We start from the raw sequence: 24,274 nt of genomic DNA on the forward strand, positions 1-24,274 counted from the left end.
CAAAAATTCCTGTCTTCGATTCCTGTAAAAATCACTCCGGAAAACACTTACATTATTCCCGAAAACACTTAAAACAAAAATAAAAAAGGATGGGAAAGCATCAGTCTGCTGTCCCATCCTTTTTTATTCTCCGGCGCGTAAAACTCGCGGGCGAGGCTTGAATCTTCATCGCGCCTGTCTTGAATACGATATCAATTACTGTTTCTCAGTCCCTGCTGCGCTTCCCTCATCATCAGATACCATTTGGAAAAAGCAGTCCCGATAATGATCACATATCCGATGAAGCTCCAGACATCCGGGATCTCCCCAAACAGTAAAAATCCGAACGCAGCTGCGTAAACGACCTGGGAATAGTCAAAGACAGAAATATCCCGCGCCGGAGCATGCTGGTAGGCAGCCGTGATGGAAAGCTGACCGCCCGCGGCGGAGCAGCCCGCCAGCAGCAGGCAGATAAGCTGCCTCGAGGTCATGGGCTGATAATTCATGATCAGGTTGGGCAGCAGGACCAGTGTCGAAAATGAAGAAAAAAAGGTGACGACCAGGGGGCCGCGCACTCCCTGCAGACCAAGCTTACGCACAAAAGTATAGGCTGTTCCTGCAGCAAAACCGCCAAAAATACCGACCAGGGCAGGTATGGAGATAATGCCGGTGGATGGCTTGGCCACAAAAGCAGCACCAATAAAGGCCAGCAGGACACTCAGCCATTCGATCCGGTTCGGAATCTCTTTTAAAATAAAAACTGACATCAGGATCGCAAAGAAAGGGGAGAGTTTGTTGAGCATATTTGCGTCAGCGATCCCCAGATGATCCACTGCCCAGAAATTAGCCAGAATCCCCGCAGTTCCGAAAATACTCCTCATAAACAGGCTGGACAGGCTTTCTTTCCTGATGGCAATCTTCTCTCCTGAGCGGACCAGAAGGACCGCCGCTACAAACGCTGCCACAATATTTCTGAAAAAAGCCTTCTGCATCGTCGGCACATTCCCGGACAGACGCACGAAGACAGACATCATCGAAAAGAAAAAGGCAGCCAGCAGGATAAACAGGATACCTTTCCCCCGGCTGCTGTTTTTTTGCCGCATATTTACCTCCTGAACTCAGGTGCGCGGAAAAACCACAAAGCCTTCCGCACTGATTCTGCTGCGCAGACAAATCATAAAAAACTCTGTGCACTGATTCTGATCCCCTGATAAATCTCAAAACCGGTCCACAGACTCACTCAAGTTTAGTCTCCTGTCCGGTCTTCGTCAAGGCTCCCCGGAATGCTCTTGTTTTTTGCCTCGGAAAACACACTACAGTACACGCCCTATCGAGGGCGTGTACTGCAGCTTGCGAAAATCCCATTCCAAATCGCTTCGCGATGGGATTTTCGCCGTAAAACTCGGGTTTTTCGCGAAAAAGCCGCGAAAAACGCCTCGAGTTTCGAGCCGGTCTGTACTGTAACGAAAATACTTCGTATTATCTCGAGCTTCGAGCCGGTCTGTATTGTAACTTTTTGAACAGTTTTTCATATTTTTCTCACACAATAAGGTTTGCATGCTGTTCAGGATAACTGTACAATATTTTTCAGACAGGGCATCTCTGCCGTGTTTAAATTCTAATAAAATCTTACTACTGTATACTGAAAGATGTTGCTATAGCAGTTTAAGGAGGTTTTAAAGTTATGAAAAGAAAATCTGTCATCACTATCGCGGTTTCAGCTGCGCTGATCCTCTCTCTCGCCGCCTGCGGTCCCACAGACCAGGCAGGCCAGGCTCCCGCGGAATCTCCCGCTTCCTCCGAAGTCTCTGAGGACGCCGGAGCACCGGAACCCGCAGAAGCTCCCGCAGAGACTCCTACAGAAACTCCCACAGAAGTTCCCGCAGAAACTCCCGCAGAGGCGGATACAGCTTCCATGGGCAAGAGCAGCGTCTCAGCTGTCACCGCAGAGCCATCCGTGGAAGCATCCGCGGAGGCTGACACTGCTGAAACGGGCACAAGCGCCGCCACAGCAGCTCCCGCAGAAGCACCTGCGGAGGCAGATACAGGTTCCATGAGCACTGCGGTACCTGCAGATGCCGGAGCGGACATTGTAGCTCCTGCCGGAGAAGCGGGAGAAGATGCAGTCGCCGCTGACACCGCTTCTGCCGCTTCCTCCGAAGCTGCAGGGACAGACGGAACAGAAATGGCAGCTGCCGCGGCAGAGATTGCCGCATCTGACGCAGAGGCTTTTGATACGAAAATGCTCTCCGTCCAGGGACTGCATATTCCTGTCCCGGCAGTTTACAGCGACCAGCTGGTCATTCAGAAACCAGAAGGCAGAGACGACGGCATCTTCCTGACTGTTTCGGAGAAAGCTTCCATCGACGCTGCTTCTGATGACGACGGCTCCAATGAGGGTGCCGGCTGGCTTTTCAGTCTCGCAAAGATCAGTGAAGAGACTCTGCGTCAGCTGCTCTGCCAGGATATGTCGGGGATGGAAGTCTTCGCTTACGATACCGACGGCAATTATTATACCTACAACCACCCCACAGATGTCCGTTACATGCGCGAAAGTGTCGAGCAGATGACAGCGGATCAGGACAAATGGTCCGCTCTCTGCGAGTGGGCAGGATCCGTCCCTGAAAGAGTAGTCCTGCAGAACCCCGGTCTGACCCCGGTGAAACGCACAAACACAAACCTTGACATTATTCTCGCCCGCATCGCCTACGCAGGAGATGTGAAATATACGATCAGCACTACCGCCCACGGCCCCATGGAACCTGCAGATGTCGATCCCGCCCCCTATCTGAACCGTCTGGTCAACGGAGTTACCTTCCAGTACGCCTATGATGAGGAAGAACCTGACGGAGAATATGTTGTTCTCGATCTCCCCGGGGAGGGAGTCCGCTATGACTTCTTCCTGGCGGAAGGAAAGGAAAACTATGTCAGAGAAGTCCACGGTGAAGACTACAGCATTCTCTACAAAGCCGTTTTTGAAGACGGAAACTCCAAAGCCAGCGCCATTATGAACGAATGGTACGAAGCACTTGTGAAAAAATCCGGAAAGTAATCTGCCAATGTTGATCACCGGACAGCAGTCACAAATCACTTATTGACCGGTCTCAAGATGAAATCACCTGTCAGCCGGCCTCGAGACGTCTGCTCTTTTGATGAAATGAAATAATTCAGAGAGACCGACAGCGGTCCCGGGACGGAATTCCGGGACCGCTGTTTTGTTCACTCGCTCATATTCAATTCTTAGATTCCCTGTTTAAATATTCGGTTCTCGTATATTCAGTCTATACATGGTCAGTTTCTATATATCCCGTTCATGTTTACTCTGTTCATGTATTTACTGGCCTCTCCAAAACTCGCTCGCGAGTCTTGGGCAACGGATGCGGGTTCAGGTCAGTTATTCATTTCTTCCATAATGGCGATACCGGAGGAAGTCCCGATCCTGTCAGCCCCCGCTTCGATCATAGCCTTTGCGGCCTCCCAGCTGGAGACGCCCCCCGCCGCCTTGACCTTCACGTCAGGTCCACAGTTTTCTTTCATGAGCCTGACATCATCCACAAGAGCGCCTCCGGTGCCGAAGCCGGTACTCGTCTTGATAAAATCCGGTTTTACGCGGGAAGCGATCCTGGACAGTTCTACGATCTCCTCTTGTTCCAGATAGCAGTTTTCAAAAATGACCTTCACGCAGGAGCCTGTTTTTCTCGCTACTGCAGTGAGCTGTGTCATCTCCTCTTCAATATAGGCCCAGTCGTGCATCTTTGCGCGTCCGACATTGATGACATAGTCAAATTCCCGACAGCCGTCCTTTACCGCATTTTCCGCTTCCGCAGCCTTCATTGCGATCGTAGTCTGCCCCAGGGGAAAGCCGATCGTCGCGGCTGTCAGGATATCAGTCCCTTCAAGCTCTTTGGCACAGAAAGCGACGGGACAGGAGTTGACGCAGACAGAATAAAACCCGTATTTTTTAGCTTCATCACAGAGCTTCCTGAGATCATCCTCCGTGGCATAAGCTTTGAGGTTTGTGTGATCAATCATTTTTGCGACCTGTTTTGCTGTGTACATTCTTTTCCCCCTTTTCCTGGTTCAGGCATTTTTCCGGATTCGTTCTTTCTCTTGCTGGTTCGGACATTCTTTCCTGATCCGTTCTTTCTTTTTCCGGTTCAGGCATTTTTCCGGATCCGTTCTTTCTTTTGCTGGTTCGTAAAATCTTTCCTGTGTTATTTCTTCCGGTTTTTATCTGCACTTCTGAAGGACTGCTTCCCCGATCTCTATGATTTTGTTATCCAGCACAGCAAAGATAATATCAGGGCCGTTTTCGGGGTGCCTGTCCAGGAAATCTCTGCAGGCACAAATCGCTCTCTCCCATGCTGCCTCCACAGGATATCCGAAAATACCGGCTGAGATCAGAGGAAAAGCGATCGACCTGCAGCCATTGGAAAGAGCCAGTTCGAGAGAGCTGTAATATGCCCCGTACAGCAGCTCCGGCTCCCCGTGCTTACCGCCGCCCCAGACCGGTCCTACAGCATGAATGATGTACTTTGCCTTCAGATTAAATCCGGGTGTAATGACTGCGGATCCTGTATCGCAATGGCCGATCCGGCTGCAGGCTTCCTGCAGCTTCTGATGGCCTGCTTCGCTGAAAATAACGCCGCAGACACCTCCGCCTGCCCACAATCCTTCATTGGCCGCGTTCACGATCGCATCGACCTCCATGCGGGTAATACTTCCTTTTCTGATCTCTATTTTCCCCACAGCAGACACCTCCAAAATCTTCAGAATATTTGTTTGCCTTCATTTCTGCCCTTATAATATCAATATTATACACTACTCACTGATCAACAGTAAAACAAAAAGGGGACGGCGCAGTGGTGCCTTCCCCTCAGTGTAAATATCTTGTATTCAGATGTTCTCAGAACAGATCCACATCACCGGTAACGTCACCGTTGACCACATAATAAGCCTTTCCTTCTTCAGCTTTTACATAGATATCAAGAGATGTGATCTCGATCCCCTCTGCGGCAGCCTGAACCTTAGCCACTACATCGTCATAGGAAATCGTCTGATCTGCCATATTCTGGATCATGACTGTAGGAACAACCGCCTTTTTGCGGGGCTTCCTGGTAACGGTCTCTTTGATCTTTTCGACAGTGTCTGCAACTTCTTTCTTAACGCGGGTCTTGCGGACAGTTTTCTTTGCAGGAGCTTCTTCAGCTGTCTCTGCTTTTTTTCTGCGGGTGCGTTTCGGTTTCTCAACAGCCTGCTCTACAGCAGCACCGGTCTCATCGATCTTTGTCTCAACTGCGGTTACTTCTTCTGTTTTCTTTCTCGGCATTTTCCATACTCCTTAAAAAATATTACCTTTCTCATGCGTTCGGCCAGTTAATTGTCCCGGAATTTCTTTCTCAGGATTCTTTCCACAGGATTCTCTTCCAGGAATTTCTTTCTCAGGATTCTCTTCCCGGGTTCCGTCTTCCGTCAGAATATTCCGGGTCTCCCACTGGTCCTCGCGCGGCCATGAAATGCTGTACAGTTCTGCTTTTTTACATGGCTGAATCACGCAAAATAATTTAGAATAATTGTCTGAAAATGTCAAGTATCCGGCAAAAAATTCAAAACTCGCCCGCGGAAACCTTTTGAAGCAAAAACTACATACCTTTCAGGAACCGTGTACGTTCCGCTGTAAAGGCCGCGACCTTTTTCCATAGGGAACGGAGTTGTTTTTTATGGGCGCACAGCTTTTCGGTACAGCGGTCGCAGGAAAGATATTTATTTGTCTTTTCTGAAAATCGCTCCGGATGTCTGTAAAATGTGATCTCCCAGCGGAACAGAAGCGCCAGTGAAAGAACAAGCAGGCTGAGCGCGTATGGACTGCGGACAAAAGCCAGAGGGGTAAAGATCATCGCGTAATCCCAGTTATACATCCGGCAGCTGCTGCAGCATTTGTTTTTCATAAACCACGACTGGAAGGGACAGAAAAACAGGATGCAGATCATGTCGCAGATCGAATAAAAGCAGCACAAAAGAAGCATGATCCCGTCGTCAAACAGTCCTGCCGTATACAGAAGCCAGAAGATCATATTGAAGCTGATCCAAATCAGCGCAATGAGCATTGTTGCATTGTTATCGGGAATCTGTATATCTGTACTGCCTGACCTGATATAGTTTTTCGCAAACTGTTTCTGGCTCCCGGGACTCTCAAGGCGAAAAGGGAAAAAGCGCAGGATCATCTCGATGACAAAAACACCCCAGATCACCAGAACGATAGCAGGTCTCTTTTCCAGGGCATGCGTCATGAGATCGTCGTGTCTTATCCTTCCCAGAATATAGAGTACCAGCGCTGTAAAGAAAAGGATCGACCGGTAGGTCAGACGGACGTAATGCAGTATACTTACCGGCGTCAGCCTGCCGCTTCTGTGCTCTGTGTCCATTTCTGATTCCCCTGTCTGCCTGAACCGGCAGTTGCTTTTTGTTCATGCCGGGATTAAGGAGCTGAAACTTAATAACTTCCGAAAGACGCATAGGTTTTCGGAAGTTATCTGTGAATATTTACGAACAGTTCTTAAGCCTTCTCCTCGGCTTTCATTTTTTCCAGGAACTGGCCGAACACTTCCCTGAGTATTTCCTCACTCTCCACGCCCACATAGGATTCCATCTCGGGGTCTGACTCATCCTTCTCGACCTTCAGAATGACGATGGCGTCTTCCACTTCCCCGGTCCCCTGTGTATCGATCTGCCGGAGGACGGCATACTGCCCGGTTGCGTGCTGGATCAGATCCATGTACTCAAACTTGATGTTGTTGCCCATCTCGTCTTTCAGAAAAATGACCTTGCAGGTAAACGCCTCCATGGGCGAAAATTCCTTTTCCATTTTTACAAAATCTCCTTTTGGTTTTTATATGATCTGTTTATTATACGGTTTATCTATGGTTCCGGTTTCTCCTCCCTCTGTCATGAAAGGAATCAACGGAATCCATGAACACAAGTATACATAAAAAGGCGGACCTTGTCCACCCACCGCCTCTCCCTGAGTCTTATATCACCGGGTCTTATTGTACTTCTTAATATTACTTCAGCTGCTGCTTCAGCCTCTGCAGCTGACTTGAGTATCCCTTAAATATACGAAAATAAAACGACTTAAATACAGGGCTTAAATATCTCCGGGACAGCCGTAAAATCATGGCAAAATTCATCCGATAATATGGTATTATTATAAGCGGATACTTCTTTCCGTGCGCGGCACAGAGGAACAGAGCGCCGCGATCCGGTTAGAGTATTTTCTTCACAAATAGAATACCGTATTTTACGGGTTCTGGAGCTATTCAATGGGTCAGTTTTTAGTTTAACCGCAAAAAGGAGGGATCATGAAAAGACCATCATTGTTATGCACAGCTATTGTAATACTTTGCATGACGGTAACAGCCTGTTCCTCTCAGGACAGCAGCCCTGCTAAAAGCACTTCAAAAGACAGTGCCGTAACGGAAAGCGTTGACCAGGAGACTGCACAGAACGAAGCTGAAGCAGATTCCGCAGTGGAGGCGGATACTGCGGAGAACAGCGCTTCGGAGGACAACGCTTCGGAAGTCAAATCCGGCGAAGGGTCCTTCAGAACTTTGTCAAGAGGTTTTTATGAAAACAGCCGCGGCTGGACGGTCCGGTTTGAACCTTCATTGTTTTCCGTGGAGGAAAACGGGGATGATGTAAAATTCATTTACACCGGAGAATCTGTAGGAGAAAACCTGGTCGAGATCCGCTACGTTCCGGGTGGAGATCCTCAGGAAGTACTTGAGGAAGAGCTGAAGAAGCTGGAGGAAATGGTCGCAGAGTCCGATGGCGAAGACGACGAGGATGAAGACGGGGAGAATGCGGCATCAGATGACACCTCTGAAGGAATCGCTGCGGAAGGTCTGACAGCCGCCGCTGCGGAAATCGCCGCGGAAGCTCTGACAGACAGCGCCGCGGAAATCGCTGCGGAAGGTCTGACAGACGACGCCGCGGAAATCGCCGCGGAAGAAGAACCGGAAGAAGAGGAAGAAGAGGGCGATATCTCCATCGAGCGGGATGAGGGATATTTTATTGATGATACCTGGTGTTATACTGCCACGGTCGATTACTCCGATGACGAGCGCGATGTGACAGAAGTTTTTCAGTCAGCGGAGTACAACGACGGCGTCCTGATCACAAAACTTAAACAGGGCGTAACGGATGAAAATATTCTCGAGGGATTTATGGGCGATGCCCTGTGGGATCTGGTGGAGACACTTTCCGCCTACCAGTATGAACCACAGAAGCAGTTTGCAAATGTTCCCGGTACTTATACCAGAGAGAGCGGCAGTGAAGACGCTGTGGACACGATCATCCTGAGGCCCGATCACCTGGGTTCAATCACCTTCCAGGACAGGATCCCTGTCTATTGGGGCAGCACTGCCCTGACAGAAAAAAATGCGGAGCGCTCGTATGAGTACACTCTGGATGGAGATACCCTGGTCCTCCATTATGACGGAGAAGACCTCACATTCAAAAAATCGGAGGACCAGACAGCGGAAGAAAATCCCTACACTGATCCGGATTACGTGGATGAATTGAATAAAGAGATCAACACTCTTTACAATGACGGCCCCGGCAAGATCGGTCGTGTGCACAAGATGCAGGCCTTTATTATGGAACTCGCCCTCCACGCAAAAGCACAGGATCCCAATTTTAAGGTGATCGTCCAGAATGCCGCGATCCTGGGATATAAAGACGGAAAAATCGAAAACGGCGAGCATCATTTCATGAAGGATCTTGTCGACGGATACAGTGTGGAAGGAGTTGTGGGAAAGGGCACGTCTCTTGAACCCGGCTATTTCCAGGAGCCCTACGTCGACCAGGCTAAGAGAGGAAAATTTGTCTCCGATACCACTGCCGTCCGCACGGAAGAACAGCTGAAAAACTATCTTACCCGCGCAGACGCCTGGGGCATCACCCCCTTCCCCAAAGTCGGAGGGGAACTGGCTCAGGAGCTTTTCCCCGGATGGCGCTGGGCGGACAACGGAGACTATTTCTGGGTAGAAGATCCGGATACTCTGGGAATTTCCGACCGCATCGACGGAAAGCGTGATGTGCTGAATCTTTCAGACGCGAAAAATTTCCTCTATAACATCAACGGGCGCCCCTATGACAACTGGGCAGACTGGGACAAAGAAGAAGAAAGCTTCGAGAAGGGAGACGGCGACAGGACCAGAATCACTGATTCCTACGCCTGCGGACTTCTGGTCCCCTCCGAAGACGGCAAATACACCCCTGTCGGCGAGGAAGACGATGAGACCATCGCCGATGCGATCGAAGAATATGGCGAGTCCTGGGACTGGTGGTGGAGAAAAGAAGGTCTTGACGAGAGCAAAGGCCGTGAAGCCTGGCTGGAAGCTCTCCGGAATTCCGACTACGACGTGATCTATATTGATTCCTTCTACAATCACAGGGCCCGCCCCGAAAACCAGACTCCCCTTACAAAGGAAGAGGTCGAGAGCCTGAAGACCAAACCGGACGGTGGAAGGCGTCAGGTCATCTCCTATCTGGCGATCGGTACTGCAGAGCAGAACCGCTGGTATTGCCAGGATGACTGGGTCTGGATCGATCCGAAGAACAAGAATTCCACTTACAGCATGAAGTGCGGAAAGGTCAAGGATAGAGGCAATGACACCCTCTATATCCCGTTTGTTGACACTGCTGCCGCAAAGGAATCCGGAAATCTGACAGAGCCTCCCGTGTGGCTGGCTTTCGACTATGGCGATGAATATCCGGAGGAAGCTGTCGTGCAGTGGTGGCATGAAGACTGGCGCAATATCATCATAAACGGCGGCGGCCAATACGCGCATAAAACAACCGGAGACACCACGTCTTCGATCGACAGGATCCTGGCGCAGGGCTTTGACGGCGTCTATCTGGACAACGCGGATTCCTGTGTCAATCCCGAGTGGGATGCTTTTGAAGCATACTGGATCGACCGCGGAGGCATTCCTGTGTCTGACTGATCCACCCGGATTCCTTCCGGATTGTTGAAAAAAGGTAAAGAAAACAGTACCTGCCCGTGTTTCATCTTGCGGGCAGGTACTGTTTTTTTAACCGGCCTTTTCAGCGCGGACAGTGCATAAATTGTTTCATGAATAAACATATGGTACAATATATCCTGATGGCAGGGCTGCGGCTTTCCAGTTCCAAGTGACTCTCCTCTCTACAGAACCCGAGGGACTGCAGCCAGGCAATTCCCGCAGAAGATTCAAAACAGTTCTTTTTAACATGACAGGAGAATGGCTCATGAAAAAAACAAGCTTTGGAATGGTCGGCGGCGGTCTCGGATCCTTCATTGGTGATGTGCACCGCCACGGGGCAATGATCGACGATCTCGCCGCCCTCAGAGCAGGATGCTTTTCCCGGAGCCGGGAAAAAAGCCTGGAAACAGCCAGGGCCTGGGATATCCCGGAAGACCGCGTCTACGGTACTTTTCAGGAAATGGCTGACCGGGAGTCCGCCCGCGATGACGGAATCGATTTTGTCACAGTCGCCACGCCGAACTCCAGCCATTATGAAATCGCAAAGTATTTTCTGGAAAAAAATATCCACGTCATGTGTGACAAGCCTGTTACGATGACGGTGGAGCAGGCGGAGGACCTGAAGCGGATCGCTGAAGAAAGAAAGCTTCTTTTTGCGGTGTCTTATGCCTACACTGGTTATCCGGTGATCCGGCAGGCGCGGCGCATGATCGAAGACGGGATCATCGGCAGGATGCTCTATGTCCGCGCGGGACACCCCGAGGACTGGGTCATCTCCTCTGTCCCTGAAGAGCCTGCAGGAAACCTCCCCTGGCGCTTTGATCCGAACGTGGCAGGTGAATCCCTGTGCTGCGCGGATCTGGGCACGCATGCGGAACAGCTGATCGAGCAGTTTACCGGTCTGACGATCCGGCGGGTGCTGGCGAAATTCAACACATGGCCGGCCTATCTGCCCCTGGAGACCAATGTGACCGCCCTCCTGGATCTGGGAGACGGCATCACGGGAGAACTCTGGGCTTCCCAGATCGCCATTGGAAAAGAATGCAGCCCCTATATCTATGTCGTCGGAACAAAGGGAGCTCTGGAATGGAACCATGAGAAACCGGACATTCTGAAATATACGGAGCTCAACGGTCCCACACAGCTGCTTTCAGCCGGCAGGGATTATATGGGAGCCGAAAGCAGATCCATTACCCGGGTAGCCGCCGGCCATCATGAGGGATATTTCGAAGTCTTCGGCAACATCTACCGTCCCTTCTGCGAAAACCTGCTCGCGCTGAAAGAAGGAAAAGCCTACGAAGGACTCTCTTATCCCACCATCAGAGAGGGACTGAACGGCATGAAATTCATCCATGCCTGCGTGGAAAGCGAAAAGCGCGGGAATATCTGGATCGACCTGTAATTTCAAAACCCGCCATCCATGAAATGAACCATGGGACAGTTCCCCGGTCCGCCTGGCCCGACAGGGGCGGACTGTCGACGGTCAGAGAACCAGCCAATTTACACCTGTGTTTTTACGCCTGCCGGCTCTCCCGCCGGATCACGCCGGTCAGGAGCAGGACAGACACCGCCATCATGATCAGCTCGGTGAGGGGCTGCGCCCAGAGCATTCCGCCAAAGCCGAAAACGCGGTTGAGGAGGAGAAGGAGGGGGACATAGAGAAAGAGCTGGCGCACCAGGGTGATCCCGAAGGCGAACTGGGGCTTGCCCATGGCCTGGAAAGACATGCGGCACATGGAGACCGCACCGACAAAGGGCAGGATGAACATGATCGTGCGCAGGACCCGGCAGCCGGTCGCTATGACTTCCGACGAGTCGGTGAACAGGCCGATGAGCTGCGGGGCGAAGATCCCGCAGACAGCCATGACGCAGAGCTCTGTCCCGCTGGTCACAAGAATGCCTGCCTTAAGGACGTCGAGCATCCGCCTGTGGTTCCGGGCGCCGTAGTTGTATCCCATAATGGGCTGTGTTCCTGCGGCAAAGCCCTGATAAATATAGCTGCCCAGCGACAGGATCTTCTGGGCCACCCCCATGGCGGCGACAGTCAGTTCTCCGTAGCTGACGGCAAGATTGTTGTTGACAATGAAAGCTGCCGAGGTCAGCAGGGTTTCCAGAGAAGCCGGGACGCCTACCCAGAAGATCTCCCGCAGGATCTCCGCAGTCGGCAGCAAATAGTCCGCGCGCGGGGAGAGCAGCGTTTTTTTCCTCAGATAGAAGCTGCAGGAGACCGCCATGCCCGCTGCGTTGCCCAGGATCGTAGCGATCGCTGCGCCGCGGATCCTGAGTCCCAGAAGAAAAATGAAGACAGGATCCAGGACGATATTGACGATCGTACCGATGATCATACCGGCTATCGAATATTGAACAGAGCCTTCGCTGCGCAGGAGCTGTCCGAAGGTATAGTTTCCCATGGTAAACAGACTCCCGGCCAGAATGATCTGCACGTACTGCGCCGTGAAAGCGAAGGTGTTTTCCTGCGCGCCCAGCCCCCGGACGATCGGAGAAAGAAGGGCCAGGCCCGCGGCAGTGACGATCAGGCTGTTGAATACAGTCAGGACGAAGCCTGTGGTCAGAGTGTGCCCGGCTTTTTTCCGGTCTTCCGCCCCCAGGCTCCGCGCGATCAGCGAAGAGGCCCCGGAGCCCACCATGTTGGAAACGGCTACCGAGACCATCATCACCGGATAGGCGAGGTTGACAGCGGCAAGCTGATAATCGTCCCGCATCAGGCCGATAAAGTAGGTGTCCACCAGATTATAGAGAACCATAATGAACATACCCGCGATCAGCGGAACGCCCATCTCCACCACAGCCTTCGCCGGCTTTTCCTCCCTGAGCGTGTATATCCTCCGGTCCCCCTTTTCTTCGTGATCTCCTTCTCTGTTATCTTCTGTATGCGTACAATCTGCTTTCGATCCTTTCGTCCTGCTGTAATTCTCTGCTGCCATGTCCCTTTCTCTTTCTATTGCCCCGTCTTTTAATATCTGTCTGAAAACAGTCAAAAATCTTTATCTCCTGAACAGCTTTAAACAGCTGCCTGAAACAGCCTAAAAGCCCGGATCCCTTAAAAGCTTAAACCATCTGATTCCTTAAAGGCATAAACATTTTTAAGGCAGGCCTCTGTACACAGTGTGTGCTTTATCCGGATATCCATGGCATATTATACCGCGCCGCAGGCAAACCTGCACGCATCACCTGGCAGGACAAGAAAAACATTTACAGAAAAAAGCCCTCTGCGGGGATTGCTCGCGAGTCTTGCACCTCGGACACGCAGGTTTCCCTTTTACGCGTGTATTCCATGTCTGAAGACACGGGGATTACGCGATGAAGAATAATTTTGACTTTCATACAAAAAAGGTGCTGCGTCAGCAAAGTAGTTCACTGACGCAGCACCCTTTTTTGTTTTGATTCTTGTCGGGAAAACGGGAGCTTTCTACAAGGGACTCCCGAAAAGATTCATTATAATCTGAAACTATTATGATTTAAAAAACTATTATGATTCAAAAAACTATTATGATTTAAAACCATCATTCAAAGCATTATAAAAAGCAGGCACTTCTTTATCGTCCTCGTCAAAGTGGTAAACGATCTTGTTCGTTCCCATCGACAGGACGCATTCCTTCAGGTGATTATAGTCCTCCGAATTGGCGATCTGGATGCTGCCGATACGGTCAAACGGAATGATTGTCTGTGTGTATCCAAGATCCTGTATGCCGACCAGGTTCGGGAAAATTCCGTTTTCCACGATCACCAGATATTTATCTGTGAAAAGATGGAGCGCCTCAGGATTCGTCTTTTTCCAAAGCAGACGCTGGATCTCGTCACGTCTGGATTCCTTGCGGCTTACTTCTACGCTCTTCTGTACAGCGCCGAGACGGATGCCCGGTATTTTCATCTGGACATCATGCAGCATGTTTTTCATAAACTGGGCTTCCGGCGCTGTGTCTGTAACAGGAAGGGAGGAGATGTCGATGGTCTGACCTGCCGACTTCTGGCTCAGCATCTTCTCAAGCACCAGATTTGTAAGTTTCTGGAACAAATCTACAGAAACCGCATTAAAAGGAAAAGACATGGCCCTTTCAGCGGAATAGATTGTGTATCCGCCTCTGAGCAGATTTTCATAGATCCTGATACCCTTGAAATCCTTCAAAGGGATTGAGTGCTCCTTCACCTTGTTGTCCTGACGCTCCAGGACACGGAGCTCGTCCTCATAAAGCGCGATCACATAGTCATAAAGATCCATCCCCGGTTCCGCATCCCTGCGTTCAATATCCCGCGGAATTTTAATCTTCATGACCGCCCCGTCATCATCTGTAAAGTATGGAGCAAACAGACGAGGCAGAGGATAATTTTCATTGATCTCATATGCCCAGGGTCCAAAAGAATTATACTCAGCAACATCAAAATTAACGTTTTCGGCCATTGTACAAACCTCCTTATAATGATTTGAAAAAGGGATGCCTGGTCCGCAAACAGTGTCTGTCTCACATATGACATGTGGCAGGTCTGTCCTATGTGATTTCTATAATGTTGTGTGCGCAATGGGATTGTAAGAATCCCTGTCTGCCGCTTATTCGTGGCGGACCTCCATCAGTTACATGCCAAAATTAACCCCCTGCTTCAGCGCCTGCCCCTTTAAGGCGGGCCTGTGGTTTAAGCACGCCGCACAAATACGCTTCCACACCTGCTTTTTCCTGCGCGCTTTTGGCGATGGCGCGCCTGCATCAGGCCTTCACTGACCGGTCTCATACGTGACGTCGAGCAGGCCGGCGTCGATGATGGTGCCGGACAGCTTTCCTTTGCTCCCCCATAAAGGACGTGTCGGCGGCCGGGGCGATGAGGATCACCACCGCACCCGATGGACCGGGATACCCTGCAAAGCTGCCTGATTTATTATTTTTCATCTGCTTTTATCTTCTATACCGAATATTATCGCTAATAAGGGTCGAAGTCAACCACGTCGGCTTTGCTTTGGCGGAAATGCCATCGGGCATTTCATTCAGGATTTCTCCCCGGGCTGCCTGGGGGGCTTTCGATCATCTGCAGCTGCCGGACCATGCCTGCCGACATGCGCAAAAAAGACAGCGCCTCCGCATCAGCGGCTGCGCTGTCTATAAAATGGAAATGAAACTTAAGCAGTCTTCAGGAAATTACGACTCTGCAATTCTTATTACCGCAAATCTCATAACTGCAAATCTTATTACTGCAAGAGTCTGTCTTCTTAATGTGAGATTATCATGATGTAAAACTTCCCTTTGACTGTAGAAGTTCAGATAAAAAAGTATTCAGCCGGTCCGTTTTATGCCTCGATCTCGGAAAGCTTGACGGGTCTGCCCTCCTTGAGGGACTTCTTGGCTGCGATGGCGATGCGGACGGGCTCAAGGCCGTCCTTGCCGCCTACGGGGACTTCCTTGTCGTTGAGGACTGCATCGACAAAAGCCTTGGTCTCAGCGACGAATGCGTCATTGTAGCGCTCCAGGAAGAAGTAGGTGGGCTTTGCGGACTCGACGGTCTCTGCAGTGCTGACGAAAGCTTCATTCTCGAGGTGGTTGTTGTCCTGGACAGCACCCTTCTCGCAGAGGACTTCCACGCGCTGGTCATAGCCGTAAGGAGCCTGACGGCAGTTGTCGATCACGCCGATAGCGCCGTTCGCAAACTTCAGAGTAACGATCGCAGTGTCGACATCATCATACTTGGCATAGTCAGGATCTGTCAGAACGGTTCCGACTGCGGAGACCTCTGTGACATCGCTGCCGGACAGATAGCGGACCATATCAAAGTCGTGGATCATCATGTCGGTGAAGATACCGCCGGAAACAGCGATGTAGGACATAGGCGGGCCAGCGGGATCGCGGGAGCAGACCTTGACGACATAGGGCTTGCCCAGCTTGCCGGAAGCGACTACGTCACGGACAGCCTTGTGGCTGCGGTCAAAACGGCGGACGAAACCGACCTGGAGCTTGACGCCTGCCTTCTTGACTTCTGCCAGCGCCTCGTTGATCTTGGCAACTTCGGTATCGATAGGCTTCTCGCAGAAGATGTGCTTGCCGGCCTTTGCCGCGCGGATCATGAACTCCGCATGGGTGTTGGTGGAGGAGCAGATGAAGACTGCATCCACGTCGTCAGCAGAGAAAACATCCTCGGGATCCTTGGAGCACCTTGCGATGCCGATGCTCTTTGCCCATGCTTCCATCTGCTCATTCATGAAAGGATCCGCAACGATAACGACTTCCGCGTCCGGAACAAAGTTCTGGATGTTGGTGCCGTGCAGATTTCCGATACGTCCTGCGCCCAGAAGGCCGATTCTAAGTTTCTTGCCCATTTTTTCTCCTTTAGAACTAATTAATTAAAAATACTAATTAATATGTAACTCTTAAATTGACAGGTAGACAGGGTCGGTTCTGCCCTTTCTGTGAAAGCAACTGTTATGCCTGAGTATATGGACAGAAAACCGTCCGCTGTCTCCTGTATGCACTGTCATCCTCTGACCGGCAGCTGCCGGATCAGATCGACTTCAGAGCGTTGTAAAAATCCGCCACTTCTTCATTATCCAGTTCAAAGTGGTAGGCGATCTGATCAGGTCCCAGGGTCAGAATGCATTCCTGCAGCAGAGAGTACTCTTTGGAACCTGTGACTTCAATACCGCCGATACGGTTGAATGGAATGACTGTGTACGTATAGCCGAACTCCTGCATACCGACACGGTTCGGGAAGAGCCCGTTCTCCAGAACGATCAAATCTTTGTCTGTGTAGAGGTGGAGTGCCTCCGGGTTCATTTCTCTCCAGAGCATGCTCTCGATCGTGCTCTGCGTGGCGCCTTTGCGGTTTACATCAGCGCTTTTCTGAACAGCTCCGAGTGAAATGCCGGGTGTCTTCATCTGAACATCGTGAAGCATGTTGGTCAGAAACATGGTTTCCGGCCTTGTCTGTGTAACTGGAAGTGATGACGTATTGTATGTATGACCGGCAGAAGCCTTATGCCCCAGCTTTTCGATCGCCAGATCCGCGAATTTCCAGAGCAGATCTCTTGACACCGCGCTGAAAGGGAAGGAAAGAGCGCCGCTCGAGGAAAAGATCGTGCAGCCTCCTTTGAGCAGATTCTCATATATCCTCACACCTATGAACTCTTCAGCTGTGATCAGATGCTTGGTCACTTCTTTGCCCTGACGCTCCAGGATGCGGAGCCTGTCCTCATACAGAACGATCACAAAATCATAAAGATCCATACCCGGAGCCGCATTTCTGCGTTCGATCTCCCTCGGAATCTTGATCTTCAGAATCGCGTCATCACTATCTGTAAAGAAGGGAGCAAACAGAGGGGGCAGCGGATGTTTTTCATCAATCTCGTATACCCACGGTCCAAATGCATTATATTCGGCTAAATCAGGATTGACATTTCCAGCCATCGAACAAACCTCCTTACAATGATCGATTTGTACGACCGTCGCACATTCAGATAATTAAGCATTACGCCTTGGCTGCTGCTTCCTTGCGGCGAGCCTTTGGCAATGGCGAGCCGCTTACAAACATCAAGCCTTAGCGGCTGCTTCCTTACGGCGAGCCTTTGGCAATGGCGAGCCGCTTACAAACATCAAGCCTTAGCTGCTGCTTCCTTGCGGCGAGCCTTTGCTGCCATACTCTCACGTGTGACGTCGAGCAGGACGGCGCCGATGATAACCAGACCCAGGACCATGTTCTGGACTGCGGAGTCAACGGACAGAAGGGTGAAGCCGTTTCTCAGAGTAGCGATGACCAGAGCGCCGATGATGGTACCGAACATTGTACCTTTGCCGCCCATGAAGGATGCGCCGCCGATGACGCAGGATGCGATGGCGTCAGTATCGTAAGGCTGGATCGCGTTCGCGCCGTTGCAGATGCCGGAACGGCCGACGGAGACGATACCTGCGATGGCTGCCATGAAACCGGACAGGGCGTAGCAGAATGTAAGGACGTTTGCCGCGTCAATACCGGACAGCCTGGTGGCTTCCATGTTGCCGCCTGCGCAGTAGATGGAACGGCCCAGAGCAGTACGGGTCAGCACGATGTGCATGATCACATAGATGATGGCAACTACGATGAAGCTTACAGGGAAGCCGCCGATCGTGGCGGAGCCGAGGGCCATGACACCGGCCGGGAAGCCGGAGATCATCTGGGATCCGGTGACCAGAAGGGAAGCGCCCCAGAGGAAGTTCTTCATACCCAGTGTGGATACGAAGGGGTGGGGCAGGTGGAGCCTGGTCAGCAGGGTGCCGTTGATCAGGCCGACGATCGTGCCGGCGATCAGGGCGATCAGGATCAGGACGACGGGATTGGTCATGCCGCCCTTGACCAGCATACCGCAGATGCAGGCGCAGAATGTTGCGTTAGCGCCGACCGAAAGGTCGATACCTGCCGTGATCAGGCAGAGCAGCATACCGGTGGAAAGGAGTGCCGTGAAGGTCGTCTGCTTCAGGACAGACATGATATTGCTGTAGGTCAGAAAGTTCTTGCTCGCGATCGTCAGGACGATGCACAGGATCAGCAGCGCGCCAAGTGTACCAAGGTAAGATGACAGACCGCCTAATTTACCTTTTTTCATATGTTTTACCTCCTAAGCCGCACAGGGTGCGACAGCAGTATTTGTAATTGATGATCCAGGTATTAAACTCAATCGTCTAATGTTCCGCCCCAGGCAGCTTTCATAAGGCTCTCCTGGTTGAAGTGCTTGCTGTCGCGGTCCACGACTGCCTTCACCACACCCTCGCGCATGACGACTACTCGGTCGCTCATGCCCAGGATCTCAGGCATCTCGGAAGAGACCATGATGACGCATTTGCCTTCCTTGACCAGGCGGTTCATGACGTTGTACACCTCGATCTTGGCGCCGACGTCGATGCCTCGCGTGGGCTCATCAAAGATGAAGATCTCAGCGTCCGTGTTGACCCACTTGCCGATGACGACCTTCTGCTGGTTGCCGCCGGAGAGCTGGCCGACGATCTCGTCGATGGACGGGGTCTTGATGCGCAGGGACTCGATGTTCTGCGTACCGATCTCCATGATGCGCTTCTGGTTCAGGAAAGCGCCGTCGCAGAAGCCCTTGAGGTTGGCCAGGATCAGGTTGTTGCGGATGGACTCCGCCAGGACAAGGCCCTGGCCCTTTCTGTCCTCGGTCAGGAACGCGATACCTGCCTTGATGGCTTGGCCCGGGTTCTTGATCGTGACTTCTTTTCCGTCGATATAGATCTTGCCGCCGTCCAGGGGATCCGCGCCGAAGATCGCGCGCATGGTCTCTGTACGGCCCGCGCCGACCAGGCCTGCAAAGCCCAGGACCTGCCCGCGGTAGGCTTCGAAGGAGACGTCGTGCAGGACGCCGCCCTCTTCCAGATGCTCCGCCTTGAGGGCGACCTCGCCCTTGACGCCGAACTCCTTGGGGAAGAGGTTGTCCAGGGACCGGCCGACCATGGCCGCGATCAGGGAGTCATTATTCCAGTCCTTGATATCCCTTGTGTCGATGTACTGGCCGTCGCGGATGACTTCCACGCGGTCACACAGCTCAAAGAGCTCTTCCAGTTTATGAGAGACAAAGACGATGCCGATGCCCCTTGCCTTTAAGTCGCGGCAGGTCTTCATCAGCTGCTCGACCTCTTTCTCACCCAGGGAGGAGGTCGGCTCGTCCATGATGATCATCTTCGCGTCGATCAGGACCGCCTTGGCGATCTCGATCATCTGCTGTACGCCCATGCCGAAGGTGCCCGCGGGCTTGGTCGGATCGACGTCCTGGCCCAGGGAGGCCATGACCTCTTTTGCCTTTTTATGCATGGAGGCGTAGTCCAGAAGGCCCATGGGGCCCTTTTTCCACTTGTTGATAAAGATATTGTCCGTGATGGAGAGGAGCTTCTCGATGTTCAGCTCCTGGTAGACGCAGGCGATCCCTGCGGCTGCTGAATCGTTGGGGTTGTGGAAGGTCATCTGTTTCCCTTCGACGTAGATCTCCCCCTCGTCCGGTTTGTGGACGCCCGTCAGGACTTTGATCAGTGTCGACTTGCCTGCGCCGTTCTCACCGATCAGTCCCAGGATCTCCCCCGGCTTGACGCTGAGCTGCATCTTGTCAAGCGCCTTGACACCCGGAAATATCTTTGTGCAATTTTTCAATTCCACAACATATTCGCTCATTCGGATGTATTCCTTTCTCTTGTTCAAAAAAACTCTTCACCGGGCTGCAATAGTCCGGTGAAGAGTTCAGTTATTCCCTGATTATTCAGGTTTTCTCTTCAGGACTCAGCTTTTAATCACAATTAACAGAGATTTCTGTATATAGTAAAGGTCTAAAGCACGTTGTGTTTACTATTTTGCTGACTCCGTCAGAAGATTAGTTCCCGGAATAGCTCTTCAGAGTGTCGATGTGCTCCTGTGCATTGTCCTTGGTGATGATGGTGTAGCCGGAGTCCACAACGGGATCGACCTGCTCGCCATTGAGATGTTTGACCATGGTCTCAACTGCCATGTAAGCCATGTTGTAAGGGTTCTGAGCGGTGGACATGGTCATCTTGCCCTCAAGGATCGCCTCTGCTGCCGGAATCTGTCCGTCAAAGCCGAGGAAGATGGTGTTCTTGTAGGTATCAAGGCCGGCCTTGGCTGCTGCATTTGCTGCTGCCAGAGCCATATCGTCGTTGTTTGCGCAGATGATAGCGATTCCTTCGGGATGAGAGGACATGATGCCTTCCATCTCATTTGTCGCAAGGTCTGCAACTGCGTTTGCGTAGTGGATTTCGTTCTCAAGGAACTCGCCGCCGTTCTCGTTGATACCGGCGATGTAGCCGTTCATACGGGCGGTGTTGGTGCCGTCGCCCTGGACGCCTGCGATCTCGATGCACTTGATGTCTGTCCAGCCTGCTGCCTTGGCTGCCTCAACAGCTGCTGCGGCACCGGCCTTTGCGGCTTCTTCGTTACCGGTTCCGATGAAGGAAATAACCTTGTCGGAATTGATGGCGGAGTCGAGTGCCATAACGGGCTTGTCAGTGTCCGCGATCAGTGTAGCGGCAGTGTCTGCCTGCAGAGGAGCAATGATATATCCGTCATAAGCGCCGGAGCCGAGGTCGGTCTGGATCATGTTCATCTGCTCGTCATAGGAAGTCTCTGAAGGCGGGCCCTTGACATCAACAGTCACTTCGGGGTGTTCCTTGGCATACGCTTCCGCGCCGGCCTTGATGTAAGTCCAGTACTCGGAAGAGAGCGTCTTGCAGATGACGTCGATCTTATAGGAACCGCCGCCTGCCTCTGTGGTCTCCGCGCTGCCCTTGTCCTCGGCGGGAGCGCTGCTGGAGCTGCCACCGCCGCCGCATGCTACCATGGAAAGTGCCACGGCGCCTGCAAGCAATGCTGCAAATAACCTTTTTTTCATGTTACATCCTCCTATCTTGTAAAATAACATAATGTTATCAGTTACCCTTCCCGGCCGGACTCTCCGAAAAAACTTCTGTGTGTCCGGTGTATGTCTTAATATGTATCCTGTGTGTCACCTGACTGTTATCACGGGTTATGTGATTTGATAAAAAGCTGCCTCTGCCGCTGCAAAAAAAAGACCGACACAAAGACACTTCCCTGTCTCTGAATCGGCTCCCATTGCCCTTCCTCACTCCCGCTTAAGTGAGGGGTTGTATACAATTTTCCGTTTTTCTTCCAGGACGATGACACCGTCTCCCTTTCTCCGGATCACCGCGTCATTTCCCCGCCGCAAAATGGCTTCCACAGCCTCTTTGACCTTATCGTCAAGTTTCACCTGCATATTATGATTTCCTTTTTTATACCAGTGTCATTATGGCCTTGACAGCCTCGGCAGTTGTCGTCTGCGGGAACAGTTCGTAACCGACATAGCCCTGGTAGCCGATCTCCTCAAGAGCTCTGTATACCCTCGGGAAATAAATCTCGCCGGTGCCTGGCTCATGACGGCCGGGGGCGTCCGCAATGTGGACATGGCCGAAGGTATCGCCAAAGTTTTTGATCGTGTCACAGATGCAGCCTTCATTGATCTGCATGTGGTAGACATCATAGAGCACTTTCAGCTTCGGAGAGCCGATCAGGCGGATCATCTCCGCGGCATCCGATGTATATTTCAGGTAGTTGCCGACATGGTCAGTAGTGATGTTCAGCCCTTCCAGGTTCATCTGGATTCCGCTCTTTTCCGCAAGTGCGGCGCACTTCTCGAGGTTGCGGAACATGGTGCAGGTCTTCACCGTGTCGGACAGGTTCTCATAGGCATTGATCACGATCCCGCCGTCGCCAAGGCCGTTCGAATGGATAGTCACACAGGGAGCGCCCAGGAACTTTGCCGTCTCAACGGACTTTTCCAGATATTCCATATAGGCCTCTGTCTGCTCCGGGTCGATCAGGGACAGATCTGCGTCACCGTTAAAACCGCAGATCGGGATTCCGGCCTTTTCAGCTGCTTCTTTGACAGCATTCAGATCCTTCTCCGGCCATCCCCAGAATTCAACGGCATCAAAACCGTCATCCTTGGCAGCCTGGAATCTTTCCAGGAAGGGGATCTCACCATATAATGCGTCGATACAAGCGGATGTCTTCATAATTCTTTCCCTCCATTTTCTGCATGAGGCAGAACATCTGTAACACCAAAAGATTCTTTATGTGCTTTGCACATCTCTGTGCTAATCACATGTTACTAAATCAGAGTCCCACATACAAGTTGGAAATATTCACAAAAATTCACACATAATTTTGTGTGCAGTGCACATATAAAGTGTGCAATGTCGATAATGCACGTATAACGCTGATTTCAAAGATGATTTTGTCTAAATACTTCCAACTAATTTGCTAAACATATTACGCACTATATACATTATAGCTATGAATGCATATGAATGCAATTGACCTTTGTTGAATATGTACAAATTTTTATTGTTGTTTAGGCTTCATCGAATTTGAGCCGTTTTCATACGCTCTCAACGTAAAAGCCGAGTGAAACAGCGAAAACCCCATCCCATAAGAAATTTGAGATGGGGTTTTCGCTGGTAAATGTCACGACCCCGTCAGGGCGTGAACAGACAAATAAGGATAATAAAAAGCGGATGCCTCTCCGGCATCCGCTTTTTATTATCCTGACCGTTCATATATCCTGACCGTTCATATGTCACTGCCGGTCTGTTCTGTCCGGCCCTATGTTTTCCGCGCAGAGAATCTGGAGATCATTAAATCTCTCTGCATCCGGCAGTTCCTTTTTGCGCAGGTAACTGACCAGCCAGATCAGAGGCTCACGTCCCTGCCTGACAAAGTCCTGCGGAATGGTAAAATCCACTCTTCCCTCCTTCAGAAGCCGGCGGATCCCGTCGTTGATGTCATGGCAGATCACATGCACCTTTCCTTCCCTGCCGCAGGTGCGCACAGCCTCCGCACAGGCCGTCACGCTCAGGTTGGCCATATAGATGCCTCCCAGATCCGGGTGGCTGCGCAGCGCCTCGCCAATGACCCTGAGCGTCGTACTGTAATCGTTAAAGGTCTCCGCCGTGAAGATGTCTTGGGGCGGAAACCCCAGTTCAGCCATGCGCCCTGAAAACCCCTGGTACCGCCGCAGGTGTCCATCGAATTTCATGTCTCCGACAGCGGCGAGCACCTGCTCTCCCGGCCGGAGGCAGTTATACATGATCTGTGCGGCCAGCCTTCCGGACTGTATGATGTCCTGCCCCACAAACAGGACTCTCCCGGAATCAGGCAGGTCGGAATTGAAGGTTACGATGGGAATGTTCGCTTCTTTCATCTCCCGCAGCGCTTTTTCGATAGAGGGATCCTGCGGCAGACACACAGACAGTCCCTCTATTTCCTCCTGCAGAAATTCTTTGAGGAGACCGGCCGCCTCCTCCGGGAGATCTGTCCGGCACATTTTCACGCGTATCTCCACGTTCGCGTTTTCCAGCTCATCCTGTGCTTCACGGATGCCGGCTCCTACGCCTTCATGGAACTGGGGACCGAAGCCGAAGCTCGGAAGAAGTACACCCAGGCGGAGGGGCTTGTATTCCTGCTCCCTCTCCCGCAGATGAATCTCCCTCTGGGATACGTAGCCCATCTGCTTCGCGATCTTCAGAACTCTTTCTTTCACATCCGCCTTTACATAGGACCGGTTGTTCAGAACACGGTCAACTGTGCCGCGGGACACACCGGCTTTTTCAGCTATCATATTTATCGTCACTCTTGCCATCGCCGCCCACCTCCAGTACCTTTATCTTACCCGAATCCGTGGGCCTCTTCAAGGTCAATATGTGCTTTGCACATCGTTTTTCCGC

Annotated in this window: 20 protein-coding genes; 4 read left to right on the top strand and 16 right to left on the bottom strand. The window is 51.6% G+C overall.

Features of this window, described 5'->3' with window-relative positions; translation table 11 throughout:
- Positions 1-191: 191 nt before the first annotated feature.
- Positions 192-1,082, bottom strand: coding sequence for a DMT family transporter (locus tag BLT02_RS06200; protein WP_092992638.1), 891 nt, complete (start codon positions 1,080-1,082; stop codon positions 192-194).
- Between the two features lie 581 nt (positions 1,083-1,663).
- Between BLT02_RS06200 and BLT02_RS06205 the strand changes: the two genes are divergently transcribed.
- Positions 1,664-3,031, top strand: a complete 1,368-nt coding sequence (locus BLT02_RS06205; protein ID WP_092992640.1) for a hypothetical protein — start codon at positions 1,664-1,666, stop codon at positions 3,029-3,031.
- Positions 3,032-3,369: 338 nt separating this feature from the next.
- Here the strand turns inward: BLT02_RS06205 and deoC are convergent, their stop codons facing one another.
- The 5 genes from deoC to BLT02_RS06235 all read right to left on the bottom strand — a co-directional run bounded on the left by deoC (position 3,370) and on the right by BLT02_RS06235 (position 6,844).
- On the bottom strand, positions 3,370-4,038 hold the full coding sequence (gene deoC, locus BLT02_RS06210) for a deoxyribose-phosphate aldolase (protein WP_092992642.1): 669 nt from the start codon (positions 4,036-4,038) through the stop codon (positions 3,370-3,372).
- 171 nt (positions 4,039-4,209) lie between these two features.
- The gene (locus tag BLT02_RS06220) at positions 4,210-4,728 is read right to left on the bottom strand and encodes a macro domain-containing protein (RefSeq protein ID WP_242869715.1); all 519 of its coding nucleotides are present in this window, start codon (positions 4,726-4,728) and stop codon (positions 4,210-4,212) included.
- Between the two features lie 157 nt (positions 4,729-4,885).
- The gene (locus BLT02_RS06225) at positions 4,886-5,308 is read right to left on the bottom strand and encodes a DUF6465 family protein (protein WP_092992646.1); all 423 of its coding nucleotides are present in this window, start codon (positions 5,306-5,308) and stop codon (positions 4,886-4,888) included.
- Positions 5,309-5,621: 313 nt separating this feature from the next.
- On the bottom strand, positions 5,622-6,404 hold the full coding sequence (locus BLT02_RS06230) for a hypothetical protein (protein WP_092992648.1): 783 nt from the start codon (positions 6,402-6,404) through the stop codon (positions 5,622-5,624).
- 131 nt (positions 6,405-6,535) lie between these two features.
- Entirely contained in the window at positions 6,536-6,844 is a 309-nt protein-coding gene (locus BLT02_RS06235; protein WP_092992650.1) for a DUF1292 domain-containing protein, read from the bottom strand.
- Positions 6,845-7,337: 493 nt separating this feature from the next.
- On the opposite strand from BLT02_RS06235, the gene BLT02_RS06240 reads away from it, so the two are divergent.
- Positions 7,338-9,986 (top strand): hypothetical protein, encoded by a 2,649-nt coding sequence (locus BLT02_RS06240; protein ID WP_139187455.1) that lies wholly within the window; start codon positions 7,338-7,340, stop codon positions 9,984-9,986.
- 283 nt (positions 9,987-10,269) lie between these two features.
- Positions 10,270-11,406, top strand: a complete 1,137-nt coding sequence (locus tag BLT02_RS06245) for a Gfo/Idh/MocA family protein (protein WP_175453719.1) — start codon at positions 10,270-10,272, stop codon at positions 11,404-11,406.
- A 112-nt stretch (positions 11,407-11,518) separates the two neighbouring features.
- Here BLT02_RS06245 and BLT02_RS06250 read toward each other — a convergent pair whose 3' ends face one another.
- Both BLT02_RS06250 and BLT02_RS06255 read right to left on the bottom strand, forming a co-directional pair.
- Entirely contained in the window at positions 11,519-12,949 is a 1,431-nt protein-coding gene (locus tag BLT02_RS06250; protein ID WP_139187459.1) for an MATE family efflux transporter, read from the bottom strand.
- Between the two features lie 563 nt (positions 12,950-13,512).
- Complete coding sequence (locus BLT02_RS06255) at positions 13,513-14,424, bottom strand: hypothetical protein (protein WP_092992658.1); 912 nt, start codon at positions 14,422-14,424, stop codon at positions 13,513-13,515.
- A gap of 413 nt (positions 14,425-14,837) precedes the next feature.
- Between BLT02_RS06255 and BLT02_RS16780 the strand changes: the two genes are divergently transcribed.
- Complete coding sequence (locus tag BLT02_RS16780) at positions 14,838-15,242, top strand: hypothetical protein (RefSeq protein ID WP_139187461.1); 405 nt, start codon at positions 14,838-14,840, stop codon at positions 15,240-15,242.
- Positions 15,243-15,300: 58 nt separating this feature from the next.
- On the opposite strand, the gene iolG is transcribed toward BLT02_RS16780, so the two are convergent.
- The 8 genes from iolG to BLT02_RS06290 form a co-directional block, all read right to left on the bottom strand.
- A complete protein-coding gene (gene iolG / locus BLT02_RS06260) occupies positions 15,301-16,323 on the bottom strand; it encodes an inositol 2-dehydrogenase (protein ID WP_092992660.1) in 1,023 nt (340 codons plus the stop codon).
- A 181-nt stretch (positions 16,324-16,504) separates the two neighbouring features.
- Entirely contained in the window at positions 16,505-17,407 is a 903-nt protein-coding gene (locus BLT02_RS06265) for a hypothetical protein (RefSeq protein WP_092992662.1), read from the bottom strand.
- A 185-nt stretch (positions 17,408-17,592) separates the two neighbouring features.
- Positions 17,593-18,579 carry an ABC transporter permease gene (locus BLT02_RS06270; RefSeq protein WP_092992664.1) on the bottom strand — a complete coding sequence of 329 codons (987 nt, stop codon included), beginning with the start codon at positions 18,577-18,579 and terminating at the stop codon, positions 17,593-17,595.
- A 68-nt stretch (positions 18,580-18,647) separates the two neighbouring features.
- On the bottom strand, positions 18,648-20,153 hold the full coding sequence (locus tag BLT02_RS06275) for a sugar ABC transporter ATP-binding protein (protein ID WP_092992666.1): 1,506 nt from the start codon (positions 20,151-20,153) through the stop codon (positions 18,648-18,650).
- A 196-nt stretch (positions 20,154-20,349) separates the two neighbouring features.
- Positions 20,350-21,381, bottom strand: coding sequence for a sugar ABC transporter substrate-binding protein (locus BLT02_RS06280; protein ID WP_092992668.1), 1,032 nt, complete (start codon positions 21,379-21,381; stop codon positions 20,350-20,352).
- Positions 21,382-21,612: 231 nt separating this feature from the next.
- Positions 21,613-21,765, bottom strand: a complete 153-nt coding sequence (locus BLT02_RS17110) for a hypothetical protein (protein ID WP_175453720.1) — start codon at positions 21,763-21,765, stop codon at positions 21,613-21,615.
- Positions 21,766-21,781: 16 nt separating this feature from the next.
- Positions 21,782-22,564 carry a hydroxypyruvate isomerase family protein gene (locus BLT02_RS06285; RefSeq protein WP_092992670.1) on the bottom strand — a complete coding sequence of 261 codons (783 nt, stop codon included), beginning with the start codon at positions 22,562-22,564 and terminating at the stop codon, positions 21,782-21,784.
- A gap of 563 nt (positions 22,565-23,127) precedes the next feature.
- Entirely contained in the window at positions 23,128-24,189 is a 1,062-nt protein-coding gene (locus BLT02_RS06290; protein ID WP_092992672.1) for a LacI family DNA-binding transcriptional regulator, read from the bottom strand.
- Positions 24,190-24,274 lie beyond the last annotated feature (85 nt).

The organism is Sarcina sp. DSM 11001, assembly GCF_900101015.1.
In the GTDB taxonomy this organism is placed as follows: Bacteria; Bacillota; Clostridia; order Lachnospirales; family Lachnospiraceae; genus CAG-791.

Excerpts from the sequence above, each read along its gene's own strand:
- BLT02_RS06200 (WP_092992638.1), bottom strand. The coding sequence starts at position 1,082 with ATGCGGCAAAAAAACAGCAGCCGGGGGAAAGGTATCCTGTTTATCCTG.
- BLT02_RS06205 (WP_092992640.1), top strand. The coding sequence starts at position 1,664 with ATGAAAAGAAAATCTGTCATCACTATCGCGGTTTCAGCTGCGCTGATC.
- deoC (WP_092992642.1), bottom strand. The coding sequence starts at position 4,038 with ATGTACACAGCAAAACAGGTCGCAAAAATGATTGATCACACAAACCTC.
- BLT02_RS06225 (WP_092992646.1), bottom strand. The coding sequence starts at position 5,308 with ATGCCGAGAAAGAAAACAGAAGAAGTAACCGCAGTTGAGACAAAGATC.
- BLT02_RS06230 (WP_092992648.1), bottom strand. The coding sequence starts at position 6,404 with ATGGACACAGAGCACAGAAGCGGCAGGCTGACGCCGGTAAGTATACTG.
- BLT02_RS06235 (WP_092992650.1), bottom strand. The coding sequence starts at position 6,844 with ATGGAAAAGGAATTTTCGCCCATGGAGGCGTTTACCTGCAAGGTCATT.
- BLT02_RS06240 (WP_139187455.1), top strand. The coding sequence starts at position 7,338 with ATGAAAAGACCATCATTGTTATGCACAGCTATTGTAATACTTTGCATG.
- BLT02_RS06245 (WP_175453719.1), top strand. The coding sequence starts at position 10,270 with ATGAAAAAAACAAGCTTTGGAATGGTCGGCGGCGGTCTCGGATCCTTC.
- BLT02_RS06250 (WP_139187459.1), bottom strand. The coding sequence starts at position 12,949 with ATGGCAGCAGAGAATTACAGCAGGACGAAAGGATCGAAAGCAGATTGT.
- BLT02_RS06255 (WP_092992658.1), bottom strand. The coding sequence starts at position 14,424 with ATGGCCGAAAACGTTAATTTTGATGTTGCTGAGTATAATTCTTTTGGA.
- BLT02_RS16780 (WP_139187461.1), top strand. The coding sequence starts at position 14,838 with ATGAGGATCACCACCGCACCCGATGGACCGGGATACCCTGCAAAGCTG.
- iolG (WP_092992660.1), bottom strand. The coding sequence starts at position 16,323 with ATGGGCAAGAAACTTAGAATCGGCCTTCTGGGCGCAGGACGTATCGGA.
- BLT02_RS06265 (WP_092992662.1), bottom strand. The coding sequence starts at position 17,407 with ATGGCTGGAAATGTCAATCCTGATTTAGCCGAATATAATGCATTTGGA.
- BLT02_RS06270 (WP_092992664.1), bottom strand. The coding sequence starts at position 18,579 with ATGAAAAAAGGTAAATTAGGCGGTCTGTCATCTTACCTTGGTACACTT.
- BLT02_RS06275 (WP_092992666.1), bottom strand. The coding sequence starts at position 20,153 with ATGAGCGAATATGTTGTGGAATTGAAAAATTGCACAAAGATATTTCCG.
- BLT02_RS06280 (WP_092992668.1), bottom strand. The coding sequence starts at position 21,381 with ATGAAAAAAAGGTTATTTGCAGCATTGCTTGCAGGCGCCGTGGCACTT.
- BLT02_RS17110 (WP_175453720.1), bottom strand. The coding sequence starts at position 21,765 with ATGCAGGTGAAACTTGACGATAAGGTCAAAGAGGCTGTGGAAGCCATT.
- BLT02_RS06285 (WP_092992670.1), bottom strand. The coding sequence starts at position 22,564 with ATGAAGACATCCGCTTGTATCGACGCATTATATGGTGAGATCCCCTTC.
- BLT02_RS06290 (WP_092992672.1), bottom strand. The coding sequence starts at position 24,189 with ATGGCAAGAGTGACGATAAATATGATAGCTGAAAAAGCCGGTGTGTCC.